The sequence below is a fragment of the Chitinophaga sp. YR573 genome (assembly GCF_900110995.1).
Lineage (GTDB): Bacteria > Bacteroidota > Bacteroidia > Chitinophagales > Chitinophagaceae > Chitinophaga.
Genome location: NZ_FOJF01000001.1, coordinates 2,289,636 through 2,303,155 on the forward strand (window position 1 = coordinate 2,289,636; position 13,520 = coordinate 2,303,155).

The 13,520-nt window shown below is 43.7% G+C and carries 16 protein-coding genes; 3 read left to right on the plus strand and 13 right to left on the minus strand.

What is annotated here, in order from left to right:
* Window positions 1–115: 115 nt before the first annotated feature.
* Entirely contained in the window at window positions 116–991 is an 876-nt protein-coding gene (locus tag BMW86_RS09580; RefSeq protein ID WP_089781246.1) for a glycosyltransferase family protein, read from the minus strand.
* A 65-nt stretch (window positions 992–1,056) separates the two neighbouring features.
* Between BMW86_RS09580 and meaB the strand changes: the two genes are divergently transcribed.
* Entirely contained in the window at window positions 1,057–1,956 is a 900-nt protein-coding gene (meaB, locus tag BMW86_RS09585) for a methylmalonyl Co-A mutase-associated GTPase MeaB (RefSeq protein WP_089781248.1), read from the plus strand.
* A gap of 10 nt (window positions 1,957–1,966) precedes the next feature.
* The gene (locus BMW86_RS09590; protein WP_089781250.1) at window positions 1,967–2,287 is read left to right on the plus strand and encodes a DMT family transporter; all 321 of its coding nucleotides are present in this window, start codon (window positions 1,967–1,969) and stop codon (window positions 2,285–2,287) included.
* Here the strand turns inward: BMW86_RS09590 and BMW86_RS09595 are convergent.
* Window positions 2,280–3,563, minus strand: coding sequence for a chloride channel protein (locus tag BMW86_RS09595; RefSeq protein ID WP_089781252.1), 1,284 nt, complete (start codon window positions 3,561–3,563; stop codon window positions 2,280–2,282). The genes BMW86_RS09590 and BMW86_RS09595 overlap by 8 nt on opposite strands.
* Window positions 3,564–3,891: 328 nt before the next feature.
* On the opposite strand from BMW86_RS09595, the gene BMW86_RS09600 reads away from it, so the two are divergent.
* The gene (locus BMW86_RS09600) at window positions 3,892–4,182 is read left to right on the plus strand and encodes a DUF2024 family protein (RefSeq protein ID WP_255372890.1); all 291 of its coding nucleotides are present in this window, start codon (window positions 3,892–3,894) and stop codon (window positions 4,180–4,182) included.
* Window positions 4,183–4,230: 48 nt separating this feature from the next.
* Here the strand turns inward: BMW86_RS09600 and BMW86_RS09605 are convergent, their stop codons facing one another.
* The 11 genes from BMW86_RS09605 to BMW86_RS09655 form a co-directional block, all read right to left on the minus strand.
* Window positions 4,231–4,440 (minus strand): hypothetical protein, encoded by a 210-nt coding sequence (locus tag BMW86_RS09605; protein ID WP_089781254.1) that lies wholly within the window; start codon window positions 4,438–4,440, stop codon window positions 4,231–4,233.
* A gap of 18 nt (window positions 4,441–4,458) precedes the next feature.
* Complete coding sequence (locus BMW86_RS09610) at window positions 4,459–5,028, minus strand: DUF420 domain-containing protein (protein ID WP_089781256.1); 570 nt, start codon at window positions 5,026–5,028, stop codon at window positions 4,459–4,461.
* 12 nt (window positions 5,029–5,040) lie between these two features.
* Window positions 5,041–5,730, minus strand: coding sequence for an SCO family protein (locus tag BMW86_RS09615; RefSeq protein ID WP_089781259.1), 690 nt, complete (start codon window positions 5,728–5,730; stop codon window positions 5,041–5,043).
* Between the two features lie 116 nt (window positions 5,731–5,846).
* A complete protein-coding gene (locus BMW86_RS09620; protein WP_089781261.1) occupies window positions 5,847–6,251 on the minus strand; it encodes a cytochrome C oxidase subunit IV family protein in 405 nt (134 codons plus the stop codon).
* Window positions 6,252–6,312: 61 nt separating this feature from the next.
* Window positions 6,313–6,990 carry a cytochrome c oxidase subunit 3 gene (locus BMW86_RS09625; RefSeq protein WP_089781263.1) on the minus strand — a complete coding sequence of 226 codons (678 nt, stop codon included), beginning with the start codon at window positions 6,988–6,990 and terminating at the stop codon, window positions 6,313–6,315.
* 31 nt (window positions 6,991–7,021) lie between these two features.
* Complete coding sequence (locus tag BMW86_RS09630; protein WP_255372891.1) at window positions 7,022–7,522, minus strand: cytochrome c oxidase subunit 3; 501 nt, start codon at window positions 7,520–7,522, stop codon at window positions 7,022–7,024.
* 83 nt (window positions 7,523–7,605) lie between these two features.
* On the minus strand, window positions 7,606–8,481 hold the full coding sequence (gene cyoE, locus BMW86_RS09635) for a heme o synthase (RefSeq protein ID WP_255372892.1): 876 nt from the start codon (window positions 8,479–8,481) through the stop codon (window positions 7,606–7,608).
* A gap of 75 nt (window positions 8,482–8,556) precedes the next feature.
* A complete protein-coding gene (locus BMW86_RS09640; RefSeq protein ID WP_089781266.1) occupies window positions 8,557–10,389 on the minus strand; it encodes a cytochrome c oxidase subunit I in 1,833 nt (610 codons plus the stop codon).
* A 104-nt stretch (window positions 10,390–10,493) separates the two neighbouring features.
* On the minus strand, window positions 10,494–11,543 hold the full coding sequence (locus tag BMW86_RS09645; RefSeq protein WP_089781268.1) for a cytochrome c oxidase subunit II: 1,050 nt from the start codon (window positions 11,541–11,543) through the stop codon (window positions 10,494–10,496).
* 60 nt (window positions 11,544–11,603) lie between these two features.
* Window positions 11,604–12,812: a quinol:cytochrome C oxidoreductase gene (locus BMW86_RS09650; RefSeq protein ID WP_089781270.1), complete on the minus strand. Its 1,209-nt coding sequence runs from the start codon at window positions 12,810–12,812 to the stop codon at window positions 11,604–11,606.
* A 41-nt stretch (window positions 12,813–12,853) separates the two neighbouring features.
* A complete protein-coding gene (locus tag BMW86_RS09655; RefSeq protein WP_089781271.1) occupies window positions 12,854–13,495 on the minus strand; it encodes a c-type cytochrome in 642 nt (213 codons plus the stop codon).
* Between the last annotated feature and the right edge of the window lie 25 nt (window positions 13,496–13,520).

Here is a 13,520-nt window from a genome sequence, read left to right on the forward strand (position 1 = left end):
TACCAGGAGAAGATTTATTTTGATCGAAGAGCAATCTTTTAATGATGGCGCTTCACACCATCATTAAAAGATTGAAGGGGTTTTGCAGGGCTTCGCCCTGCACCCAAAAATCAATTTATCTGATGATTTTATAATTCCGGTAATCGAATAATCGTTTCCCTGTTCTCTTTTCTATCCAATACAACAACTTACCCTTAAAAGAAAACTTCTTACGACTGATATCATGTTCAAATTTCCAGTTCTTCTTATTGATACGTTCCTGCATCACTGCCGGGTGTGTACCGGTAAAAGGAGCCAGAGATTCTACTTCTCCATAATCAAACTGTTCAAGCACCACACGATTTCTAATCCTGTCTTCATCCTTGCCATGATATAACTGGAATGAATTATTCAGCTTACGGGCCTGTGCCTCCGGATCCTTCACCCATCCGTAATGATAGATGCTGGCATCAATTGGCTTTACAAATAACTTCTGATCATTCTTACGGAATCCCTGTGCATCGCGGTAAGAAGAAATCGTTTTATCATTACGGATAATACGGATTTCATTTTTATACCACATCCTGGAATCACCTATATAATCATAGCTGCCAAAGAAATGTGTATAGTTGAATAACAGTCCTTCTACTTTCAGATCATACTTATGCTGATTCATAGCAGCACGGATAGTATCATAATCTTTCTCATGCACTACTTCATCTGCCTGTATATAAAAAGCCCAGGTACTGTCTTTACTTACATGCGCAAAGGCTTTATCTGTTTCTACCGCCAGAATACGTCCGCCTTCTTTTAAAGAATCATCCCATACAGAATGTGTGATCTTTATTTTGGGAGATTGTATAGATTGAATAAGCGCAAGTGTATCATCATCAGAATTACCAACACTCACAATCACTTCATCACATAAAGGAAGAATAGAGTTAATTGCTGCCACAACAGGATAATCATACTTCACTGCATTCCTCACAAAAGTGAACCCGGATACTTTCATATAAAAGATATATTGGTTACGAAGATAGAAAATCAATTGATCATTCGTAATTCGTAATTTCGGCCATGCACTTTCCCCTTTTGCCTTTATTATTGAATGGTGATTCAAAAGCCCTGGCACGTTGCATCTCCCTCGTAGAAAACGAGGCCGCAGGCTATGAACAATTGCTGGAAAACCTTCCGGCAAACAGCCATACCCGCATAATAGGTATCACCGGCCCTCCCGGTGCGGGCAAGAGTACCCTGGTAAATGAACTGATCCAGCTCCTGCTGGAACAGGGAAAGCGTATAGCCATCATTGCAATCGACCCTTCCTCTCCATTCAACTACGGCGCTTTGTTAGGCGACCGCATCCGCATGAGTCAGCACTTCAACAATCACGACGTATTCATCCGCTCCATGGCCAGCCGTGGCGCATTGGGTGGCCTCAGTCCCAAAATCATTGAAGTCAGTGATCTCATTAAAGCAGCGGGATTCGATTACCTGTTCATAGAAACAGTAGGCGTGGGGCAGAGCGAAGTAGAAGTTGCCGGTGTGGCCGACACCACCATTGTAGTGGTAGTACCCGAAGCCGGTGACGAGATCCAGACCATGAAAGCCGGCCTGATGGAAATCGCCAACATCTTTGTCGTAAACAAAGCAGATCATTCCAACGCAGACGAATTCGTAAAAAACCTTCGTCTGCTGGCACATACCCGCCAGAAAGACAACTGGGAAATACCCGTTATAAAAACCGTTGCCACACAACAGGAGGGATTACCGGCACTCATAGATGCCATCGCTTTACACCAGCACCAGATCATGGACAATACAGAAAGACATGCCCAGCTGCTCACCGAGAAAACCTATCAGCTCATCCAGCACCGCCGTATGAAAGATGTGGACCGGCGTGCCTTACAACAGCAAATACAACAACAACTCAATAGCGGTAATTTCAACTTATACCGCTTCGTGAATACCTTATAAATTAATTATCATGGCCTGGTTATACTTAATAATTGGTGGATTGTTCGAGGTGGGCTTTACCATCTTTCTAAAATATTCAGAGAACTTCTCAAGGTTATGGCCCTCAGTAGGTTTCGTTATCTGTATCGCGTCCAGTTTCTTATTGCTGAACAAAGCAGTCACAATGGGATTGCCTATAGGCACTGCCTACGCTATCTGGACAGGCATAGGGGCTGCCGGAGCAACCATTGCGGGTATTATACTGTTTAAGGAACCTGCGGCCTTCTGGCGCCTGTTTTTCCTCTTTATGCTGATATTTTCAATCGTAGGACTCAAAGTAGTTTCTAAATAGCTACTTCCCGATTAATTCTTCTTTTAGATAACAGGAAAGATACCAGGTAAGCTGCTGTACAGGCACAAATCAGCGGCAATATCGCATGCCGCTCATGCGTGGTTTCAATGGCAAAGAAGATGGCTGCAGGCAATATCCTGAGACCACCGGCCAGCATTGCTGCCATACCTATCAGCGCCGCTACGGAAAAGTTAAGCGGAACGTCAGGCATCATAAACTGCAGCAATAAAGTAATAAACAGTCCAAACGCACCACCCATAATCAGCAAAGGAAGCACCGTTCCACCAGGAGTACCACTACCCAGTGCTACAGTCCATGCAATGAACTTTACAATTCCCACAATGAACAACAACTGCAATGTTACCTTGCCCAGTAACAGATCGCTGATATGTCCGTAACCCATACCCAGCATATCAGGTGCAAAATATCCCATTACTCCGATAATAACAGCGCCAACCAATGGGCGCCATAACAGCGGCACAGGTAACTTCCCGAACACCCGGGAAATACCGGACACCGTCCTGGTAACAAACACTGCAACAAATCCTACTATCACCCCTGTAGCTACATAACCCAGCAATGCAGACGCCGTGGCAACAGGCACTTCCGGTATAGCAAACACCGGTTCCATGCCTCTGTACAGGAAATGAAAAGAAGCCCCCACAACTCCCGCCAGTATCAGCGGAAATATACTGCCCAGCGTAAACTCTACCAGCAGTAATTCCAGCGCCAGTGCTACAGCGGCAACCGGACTTCCAAACAAATAAGCAATCCCGGATACAATACCGGCCGCTGCCAGTATCCTTCTCTCAGGATAAGTGGTACGCCATTTATTCTTAGTGAAATTGGAAAAGATATAACTGCTGGCAACCACCGCACCTTCTATACCCAATGGTATACCGGTACCAATATAAATGCCCATACAGAGAGGTTCTATCAGGTGATTTTGCCTGCAATAGCGGATAAGTAATATAGCCAGCCCCCCCCCCAGCACAGGAATAGCTATTATAAATATCCCCAGCCCGGTATCTGTCGGATCTGCTTCTTCCAGAGAGAATCGTCCTAAAAAAGATAAGTTCATCAGTCCATTTATCAGCAGCAATAAACATTGCGCAAGAACTGCTGCATTGGCAGCAGCCAGCAGGGATAAGCACAATACACGCGGAGTATTTAAATGCTCAACTGGCGGGTCCGTATATTCATCCTCTGAGATAATATTCACAGGATAGGATACCGGGATAGCTCCACGGTTAAACGACTGATAAGTGGACTTCATTCGTTACTATTTGTATAATAAAAATGCAATCTTATAAAACTCTGAGTATCTTCCAAATCTGGGTATCAGCGGGCTTCCTGCCGGTGTAATTATTACTTCAAATGTGTTAACCGGAAGTTAATTAAAAGGGCCTTCATTATTAGATAGACTATTGTTATAATCTGTTTAATACTGGAAATTAATAAATTTAATCTTCATTTATCGATATAACTCTTGTAAATCTCCTTTCGCAAACAAGATGTTAAATATTTGAGTACTCTGCTTACATACCCAATATTTGTAAATCAACTCATATATCCATTACCAGTATTTACCTAACCATCATGCTATGACCATAAAACCGGAACAACAAACGATGGAAGTCGCCATTTTTGATACCTATGTGAAAAGACGGGAAGGCGGCTACATGCATTTTGACATTATCGTTTCTGCTGATACCAATTATGAAAGCGTACTTACTTTCGGCAATGATTACCTCAAATCCAAATCACTGAATATGCAATCCGTATCCTCAAGGGATTGTCGTTTTTGTCATATGCAGGAAGTAATTCCGGTATGGGAAAAAAACATCCTGCAACAGGGTTATCATATATATGAACTGGAAGGATGCAGCAAATAAAAAATGGCCACGTGTTGAACGCAGCCATTGTCAATATCTTCAGATGAATTATGATTGTCTGGTACTTCTCCAGTAGCGGAACCCCAGGATGCCGATAATCAGCAGGGGAGTTAACGCCAGGTATAAAATCCCGTTATTCAATCCCTTTGCAGGCCCTTCACCCAGCTGCTGCGCCGTTTTGGTGCAAAGAGAACACTGTGCCATCGTCTGAAGGCTGCCCAACAGCACCACTACTAATATCTGCAGGATCTTTTTCATACTACAAATTTACGCAGATTAATAATACGGTGATATCATTATATACACGATCACACCTGTAACCGCTACATAAAACCAGATAGGCCAGGTAATACGTGCTATCTTCTTATGCTTTACAAAGTCCGACTGGAAACCTCTCAGCAATGTGAATAATACCAGCGGTACTATGATAATAGCCAGCAGTATATGAGACAGCAATATGAAATAATATATATAAGCAGAACCACTCACCAATGCCTTCTCGGTAGCATCCACTATTCCATCATGATTGGAATCCCCATATTTCGTGCTCTCCGTAAAGAAGTGATAAGTAACATAAGACAATAAGAAGATAGCAGATAAACCTACTGCTATCAGGTTAGTGATCTTATGCGCTTTGATCTGTCCTCTCCTGATGAAGTACAGACTTCCCAACAGCAATACTGCCGTTGCAGAATTCAGTATCGCATGAAATAACGGAAGGATGTATACATTAAACCCAGCCTCAATATGCGGGCGTGGTAAATAAAAAAGTATTGCTACCAATACCGGTATAGCAACCGAGATGATAGCAATAGGCAGATTAAGACTTTTATTCCTGATATCCATAACAGTAATTAACTATTCCTCTGTTCCTGAAAAAAGCCGTTTCAATAATCCCGGCCTGTGTTTATCTTTTTCCAGATGCAATATTGCAATATCATTCGCGCATTGACGGATAGCATTGGAATCAAGCCCGTCATAATATCCGCGGATATGATGATCCTTATCCAGCAGTACCAGCTTCTCCGTATGAATGAAATCATCCGGTCCGCCATCTCCCTGCGTTACACTTACAAATACTTCATTACGGGCCCAGTCATAAATATCTTTCTTCGCGCCGGTCAGTAACCACCAGTTATCCGGATTGATATTATGCTTGTTACCATATGCTCTCAGTTGCTCTGAAGAATCCCTCTCAGGATCTACTGTAAAAGAAAGCAACTGAAGAAGTGTATCATTCTTTACATAAGCCTGCTGGATTTTCTCCAGGTTGCTCATCAGTTTTGGACAGATACTGGGGCAGGAGGTAAAGAAGAAATTTACCAGGATTACTTTATCCGGAAGATCTTTCAACTGTACCTGTTTTCCCATCTGATTGGTAAGTGTGAGATCCTTTACAGTATGAAACACTGTATCGTATTGTGTCTTACCGTCTTTAACCACGGTATTCACACTATCAGGAATATAGTAACGAGGTATCGGCACAACATTCCTTCCATAATGGTCTACTATCAGGTATCCCGCCAACGGCACCAGTATTGCCAGCATTACTCCTATAAGTCCTTTGCGTGAAATGGCCGTAGTTTTAAATTGTTATATAAAATTTACGCTTTACAACTCCCACTAGCGTGAAAGCAGTAAAGCGTAACATGTAGGGAATATTCTTAGTGATGTGCTTCCTCAGTATTCACGTGCATAGCAGCAGGAGCTGGTTTGCCCGGAGCAAGATCCTTGCGCATGTTCTTCCATGAATCACCATCTGCCAGGAAGGCGATGATAAACCATACGAACAACATCAAAGGAATTAATATTGTCATTATCAGGTTCCTGATTTCATTGCGTAAGTGCATAAATTCAGCAACGATAAAGAATGCTTTCAGAATTGTAAGGGCTACGAAGATTGAGTTCAAAAACAATCTTGGCATCCAGTGCCACTCCAGGTAGGAGAAAGCCAGACCCACTTCAAAAATAGTGATCGCTAATAATATCCAGAACGTTTTCCAGATGCCTTTGGTAGAAGCATCATGGCCATGCTCATCATGTACTACTCCTGTATGTGTATGTTCCATTAGTGTTACTTTTAAAAATCCAGATTACAAATACCAGTTCAAGCTTACTTTTTACCTGTAATCACAGCAGGTAGAAGCAGGTGAATACGAATACCCATACCAGGTCTACAAAGTGCCAGTACAGACCAACTTTCTCCACCATTTCATAGTGGCCTCTGTCATCATAAGTACCTTTCAGTACGTTAGCCAGGATCACAATGTTCAGGACCACACCGGATGTTACGTGTAAACCGTGGAAACCGGTGATAGTAAAGAAGAAGTTAGTAAAGTTAGTAGAAGCAATAGTGCCGTCTTCGTTAGCAAAAGGATTATGACCCCACCATGCACCTAATTCATGTAAGTGTGTCCACTCCCATGCCTGGCAGCTTAAGAAAGCGATACCACCGATGATAGTCCATACCATCCATTTGGCAACAGCTTTTCTGTCTCTCATGTGACCGGCATGTACAGCCAGTACCATGGTTACAGAACTCATGATCAGGATAAACGTCATCAGACTCACAAATACCAGGGGTAAATGTGCGGTATGACTAACGAACGGAAATGAATGGAAGACCTCATTAGGGTCAGGCCAGGAAGTACTCATGAAACGGATAGTACCGTAAGAGATCAGTAATGCTCCAAAAGTAAAAGCATCCGACATCAGGAAGTACCACATCATCAACTTTCCGTAACTCACGTTAAAAGGAGAATGTCCCCCGGACCACCATTTTTTCTGCGCTGTAACTGCTGTATCCATTGTTTGTTTTGTAATTATTTTTTAGAAAGTTTTATCTGGCAATACTCAGAAATATTAACAGGTAAATCCACAATGCGTCCACAAAATGCCAGTATGTAGCGGCTACTTCTATGGGCACCGGGCTGTAAGTACGTACCCTTGTGCGGAATGCCCTGCCAAACATAATCAGCAGTGCAACTACACCACCCAGCACGTGTAACAGGTGTACACTTACTATTACATAGATAAATGATACTGATGCCGGTCCGTTCAATGGCAGCCCCATCGCATTCATCTGCATAAAGCCTATCCACTGACACACCGCAAAAGCCACACCTAATACTGCCGTTAATGTAATGAGCTGTTTGTAACGCTGCATGTGACGATTCCTGAATTGCTTTACAGCCATCTGAACGGTAAAACTACTGCTCAGGATGATTGCTGTAGATATCCAGAAGATCATCGGTAACTGGAATGTAAACCAGTTTGCCTGCGCCCGCTTTACAACATATGCACTTGTAAACCCTATAAACATCATGGTTATGCTACCCATAGCAATCCATAGGGAATATTTGTGTGGATGTATTTTGTTACGTTGTACGCTCATCGCCTGCATCACTATAATTTGAATAACTTTTAAATTTTGTCAGCCAGCAAAGCCAGTTGCATAATGGTCAGATAGATATAAGAGCCGAACATCAGCTTACGGGCAGCCGGTACATCACATTTCAGGTACAGGTTCACTGCCCTGTAAAGGAAAAACAACGATACCAGGATCACTACAATAGCAGAGATATAACCTGTTATTCCTAACATGTAAGGTATTAACCCTGCAGGTATCAATAACAATGTATACGCCACTGCCTGTAAAGCGATCTGCTTATTTGGCTCTCCGGAATTAGGCAACAGTTTGAATCCTGCTCTCGTGTAATCCTTATGTCCTATCCAGGCAATAGCCCAGAAGTGAGGAAACTGCCACAGGAACTGGATAGCAAATAATGCCCATCCGCCTTCGCTGATCTTGTTTTCTCCCGCAGCCCAGCCAATTAATAAAGGCAATGCTCCGGGTACCGCTCCAACCAGTACCGCCAGTGAGTTCCATTTTTTCCAGGGAGTATATACAAAACCATATACTACCAGGGATAAAAGGCTCAATCCGGCACATAACCAGTTAAAACCCCAGGCCAGGATAGCCAGACCGGCAATACCTGTTACTACCGCTATGATAATTCCTTCTGTTTCAGAAAGGCGGCCTGATGGTAAAGGACGTACAGCTGTACGCGCCATTAACTTATCAGTTTCCTTTTCCAGCAGCTGGTTAATCGTATTGGCAGAACCGGATACCAGTAAACCACCGGCAAATAAAGTAAGAACTTTTATTAACGAAAACGCCACACCAGGCACCAGTAAATAACCAACCACACTTGAGAACACCACCATGAAGGTCAGATTAAACTTCATTAACTGAGAGTAATCTTTCACCTTACTGGCTACAGCAAACGATGACGACAATTTTATGGAGTTTTCTCTTATCATTACTGGTACCTTTTCTCTGAAATCCATTCTTTTCGGGGCAGGAGGCATTAATTAATGCCCGCCTGCAGCTTCTTCATCTTTAGACAATGGTACAGTCTGCGGGATGAAATCAACACCGTCTTTACTGTAGTCATATGGCCAGCGATACACTTCAGGAATCTCACCAGGCCAGTTACCGTGACCAGGATTGATTGGTGTAGTCCATTCCAGTGTAGTTGAGCTCCATGGGTTGGTAGTAGTTAACTTCCTTCCTTTGAATATGCTGTAGAAGAAGTTGAATACAAACATCAGCTGCGCTGCGAATACGATGATCACCACTATACTGATGAAATGGTTCAGATCACCGAATTGTTTGAAAGACTCCCAGTTAGAATAATCATAATACCTTCTTGGCATACCGGCCATACCTTCGTAGTGCATTGGCCAGAATATCAGGTAAGCACCTAACAGGGTAATCCAGAAGTGAATGTATGATAAAGTATTGTTCAGGTAACGTCCGAACATCTTAGGGAACCAGTGGTATACACCGGCAAATGTTCCGAAGAAGGCAGACACACCCATTACTATATGGAAGTGAGCAATTACGAAATAAGTATCATGCAGGTGGATATCTATAGAAGAGTTACCTAACCAGATACCGGTTAAACCACCGGAGATGAAGGTACTCACGAAACCTATAGAAAACAGCATACCTGGCGTGAACCTGATATTACCTCTCCAGATAGTAGTGATCCAGTTAAATACCTTGATCGCAGAAGGTACCGCAATCAATAAGGTAAGTAATACGAAGAAGGCACCAAGGAAAGGATTAAGACCTGTAACGAACATATGATGCGCCCATACCAGGAAGGCCAGGATGGCAATTGCAAACATGGAACCAACCATCGCCAGGTAACCAAAGATCGGCTTGCGGGCATTTACCGCCAGGATCTCAGATACCATACCCATTGCAGGCAGGATGATGATGTACACCTCAGGGTGACCCAGGAACCAGAACAAGTGCTGGTAAAGGATCGCACTACCACCTTCGTTAGACAATGCTTTACCGGCTACGAACAGTTCGCTCAGGTAGAAGCTGGTGCCAGCGTGACGGTCAAACAGCAACAGGATAAAACCTGACAGCAATACAGGGAAAGAAAGTACGCCTAATACCGCAGTGAAGAAGAAGCTCCAGATAGTCAGCGGCAGTTTGGTCATGCTCATACCCTTGGTACGCATGTTCAGGATAGTAGAAATATAATTCAGACCGCCCAGTAACTGAGACACTACAAACAGTGCCATACTGGTAAGCCATAAGTCCATACCTATTTTAGAACCGATTGAAGCATCACCTAATGCACTCAGCGGAGGATAAGACGTCCAACCACCGGATGCTGGTCCTGTTTGTACAAACAGAGAACACATCATCACGCAGCTGGCCATAAAGAAGAACCAGTAGCTCAGCATATTCATGAAAGGAGAAGCCATATCACGTGCCCCTACCTGCAAAGGAATCAGCAGGTTGGAGAATGTACCGCTCAAACCGGCCGTTAATACAAAGAATACCAATATAGTACCATGCATTGTTACCAGTGCATAGTAAGCCTCCGGTGAAATATGTCCACCCTTTGCCCAATGGCCCAGGATGCTTTCCAGCCAGGGGAAAGAAGTATCCGGGAAACCCAGTTGCAAACGAAACAGTACAGAGAAGAAAGCACCTACGATAGCCCAGAGAATACCGGTTATCAGAAACTGCTTGGCGATGGTCTTATGGTCCATACTGAAAACGTACTTCGAAATGAAGCCGCCTTCATGATGATGCTCATGGTCGTCATGGCCATGACCGTGCGCTGCTGCGCCATGCATTACCTCCTGTTGACTGTGCAATGTTGCTTCGTTACTCATAATCGGTTCTGTTTATATAAAACTGACTTCGGGGAGTACCTCATCAGTTTGTCTTTAATTTTTTAAATGTCCTGCGTCTAAAGTTTCAACTGCCTTTTACAAAATTAATGCTTCACAACATTAACCGCCACTGCTTTTTGAGTGCTGTCTGCAGCTGGCGTAGCCGCAGCCGCAGGAGTTGCACTTTCATGAGCAAGGTCGAATTGTGTTTTCTGCTTTGCAGCCCATGCATCATATTCTGCCTGTGTTTCTACTACGATGTTTGCTTTCATAGAGTAGTGACCGGCACCACACATCTGATCGCAGGAGATCTCGTATACGAAATCAGGATTATCCTCTCTCACCTTCATTTCTGCAGTAGTATATTTAGGCGTAAACCACAATGTAGTAGGAATACCAGGTACAGCATCCATCTTCATACGGAAGTGAGACAACCCAACGTCATGGATCACATCACGGGAACCGATGATCAGCTTCACTGGTTTATTAACTACCAGGTGCATTTCAGTGGCCATGTAATCATCCTTATTCAGTTCATCATCCCAGTCCTGACCTACAGGATTAGTTGCTTCATTGATATTCTTGAAGAATTTACGACCCAGCTGGCCATCTTTACCAGGGTAACGGATCAGCCAGTTAAACTGTTTACCGGTAATTTCCACGATCATAGCATCCTTCGGTGCTTCTGATGTAATGCGGAACCAATGTCTTAAACCGATAGCAACAAGAACAGTAAGTGCAATAGCAGGAATTACAGTCCAGATCAGCTCCAGTTTGTTGTTGTGTGGGAAGTAAAAAGCTTTCTGCCCTTCTTTTTCCTGGTATTTGAATGCGAACCAGAACAGGAGGATCTGTGTAATAACGAATACAATTCCGGTTATTATCAGGGTCCACATGATCATGCTATCAATCCCTTCACCCTGCTCTGATGCTGCTCCTGATCCCATCTTACCTCTCAGTAATTCGTTACAGTAGTATACACCTATCAAGCCAAGCACCAGGAAGGATATCATCAGGAAACCATTAACCCGGTTTGACTGCTGACGCGACTTCTTTTCTCCCTTCAATATGGACACATATTCGCTCGCCTTCGCAATCTGGAAGATGACTATGAATATGAGCACAACAACTAAGACTGCTAAATATCCTGACATTGCTATTTGAAATAATTAAGTTATCTAATGCTTTTCGTTTCTACTTATATCTGCCTATGATCAGGTATGGTGTACAATACTTTCTTTCAGGTAAGGATGGGTCTTTGGAACCAATGCTGCTTTAGTCAGCTGATTGGATACCAGGAATATGATCAGTCCCACAAAACCGAGTCCGATACCAAATTCAAACCATGGGAATACCAGGTGCTGATAAGTACCAGGTCCTACCATCTGCCAGAAATCCAGCCAGTGACCGAAGATAATCACAACTGCAATGAATACCATGGAAGAGTAGTTACGTTTAGTGTCACGCTTCATCAGGAATAACAGCGGAGTGACAAAGTTGATCAGCAGGTTCAGGAAGAAGATTGGCCTCCACTCGCCCCATACGCGGGGTTTGAAGTATACAATTTCTTCAGGCATGTTTGCGTACCAGATCAGCATGTACTGAGAGAACCACAGGTATGTCCAGAAAATGCTGAACGCAAAACAGAACTTACCGAGGTCATGCAGGTGCTCTTCATTTACCATTGGCAGGTAGCCATTACGTTTCAGGTAAATAACAAATAAGGTGATCAGCGCCACACCAGATACCCAGGTGCTTGCGAATGTGTACCAGCTGTACATGGTAGAATACCAGTGTGCATCAATACTCATTAACCACATCCATGGAGTAGTAGAACCAACGCTCAATACAAATACTACGAGGAAACCACCGCACCAAACGGTGTTTCTCCAGATTATACGTTTACCGGTTTCTTTTGAAAGATCCCAGCTATCTTGCTCAATAGACATTTTACGCAGCTTAAGCGTAAAGTAACTCCACAAACCGATTGTAAGAACAGCAGCAGTAGTAAAGAATGCTTTGCTGAGGAAAGGCGCTTTCCAGGTAAGGATAGGGTCATGTGCAACATGCTCTGTATCCAGCCAGTGGTAGATATGCGTTTTACCGGTAAATACCAGGATCATCAACAGCAGGAACAAAATGCCTCCCAATACAGGAACAGCCATAGAAATTGCTTCCGGCACACGGCGGAAACCGATCTGCCATCCACCATGCGCCAGGGTAGTGGCAGCAATAAAGAACGTACTGGCTAATACGATCAGCGTAAAGAATGTGCTGTTCTGCAGCAAACCTGCCCAGAAACGGGTTGAGCCATGCTCTCCCTGAAATGCGAATAATCCGATCAACAAAGTCAGCAAGCCAATCCCCATTAACACGAAGCTGGTCGTTTTTAGTCTTGCTGGTACTACAAATTGGTCCTTCATTACTGTATATTAAAATACTTGATTGAATGCTATTTTACTCATTATTTAGCCTGTGCTACAACTACAGGAGCAGCAGTAGCTTTCGTGGTATCAGTGCTGGCAGCAGGAGCAGCAGGAGCGGCAACATTAGCACCACCGTTCTGCACACTGTGAATATAGGCTGCAATTTTCCAGCGTTGTTCCCTGTCTAACTGACTGGCGTAACTACCCATGTTCAGATAACCATAAGTCATTACGTGGAACAGTCTGCCTTCTGTATAGCTGGCTTTAGGGCCGCTTGCCAGGTTAGCAGGTGCTGCTACGAATGGGCCTGTACCATCTTTGTATAACGGACCGTTACCATCCAGCTTCGTACCATGACAAACGCCACAATAAATATTGAATAAACGTTTACCTTCCTCCAGGTCCGCTTTTCCAAGAATAAGCGGGTTCTTTACTAAATTGGCCTGAGCAGTATCTGCCGCCTTCAGATGGTAAGGCAGCAACTCTCCTCTCTTAACGGTGCCTTCTACTGGTTTCAGTGTAGACACGCGCTCGCTGTAGAACTCGTATGCGCGGGATTCAAACATATCCGGCATGTAATGTCTGCCGGGATTCCTGTTATTCTCTCCCCTGTTGCATGCCGATACCAAAGCTCCACTTACCAAAGCAGCTGCGATCAATATGTTGGAAGTCCTTTTCATCTGTATATTATAATTCTAGCTTATG

Coding starts and splice junctions, on each gene's coding strand:
- BMW86_RS09655 (WP_089781271.1), bottom strand. CDS start 13,495: ATGAAAAGGACTTCCAACATATTGATCGCAGCTGCTTTGGTAAGTGGA.
- BMW86_RS09645 (WP_089781268.1), bottom strand. CDS start 11,543: ATGTCAGGATATTTAGCAGTCTTAGTTGTTGTGCTCATATTCATAGTC.
- BMW86_RS09620 (WP_089781261.1), bottom strand. CDS start 6,251: ATGGAACATACACATACAGGAGTAGTACATGATGAGCATGGCCATGAT.
- BMW86_RS09580 (WP_089781246.1), bottom strand. CDS start 991: ATGAAAGTATCCGGGTTCACTTTTGTGAGGAATGCAGTGAAGTATGAT.
- BMW86_RS09610 (WP_089781256.1), bottom strand. CDS start 5,028: ATGGATATCAGGAATAAAAGTCTTAATCTGCCTATTGCTATCATCTCG.
- BMW86_RS09600 (WP_255372890.1), top strand. CDS start 3,892: ATGACCATAAAACCGGAACAACAAACGATGGAAGTCGCCATTTTTGAT.
- BMW86_RS09595 (WP_089781252.1), bottom strand. CDS start 3,563: ATGAAGTCCACTTATCAGTCGTTTAACCGTGGAGCTATCCCGGTATCC.
- BMW86_RS09630 (WP_255372891.1), bottom strand. CDS start 7,522: ATGGGTAGCATAACCATGATGTTTATAGGGTTTACAAGTGCATATGTT.
- meaB (WP_089781248.1), top strand. CDS start 1,057: ATGCACTTTCCCCTTTTGCCTTTATTATTGAATGGTGATTCAAAAGCC.
- BMW86_RS09640 (WP_089781266.1), bottom strand. CDS start 10,389: ATGAGTAACGAAGCAACATTGCACAGTCAACAGGAGGTAATGCATGGC.
- BMW86_RS09590 (WP_089781250.1), top strand. CDS start 1,967: ATGGCCTGGTTATACTTAATAATTGGTGGATTGTTCGAGGTGGGCTTT.
- BMW86_RS09615 (WP_089781259.1), bottom strand. CDS start 5,730: ATGCTGGCAATACTGGTGCCGTTGGCGGGATACCTGATAGTAGACCAT.
- BMW86_RS09625 (WP_089781263.1), bottom strand. CDS start 6,990: ATGGATACAGCAGTTACAGCGCAGAAAAAATGGTGGTCCGGGGGACAT.
- BMW86_RS09650 (WP_089781270.1), bottom strand. CDS start 12,812: ATGAAGGACCAATTTGTAGTACCAGCAAGACTAAAAACGACCAGCTTC.
- BMW86_RS09605 (WP_089781254.1), bottom strand. CDS start 4,440: ATGAAAAAGATCCTGCAGATATTAGTAGTGGTGCTGTTGGGCAGCCTT.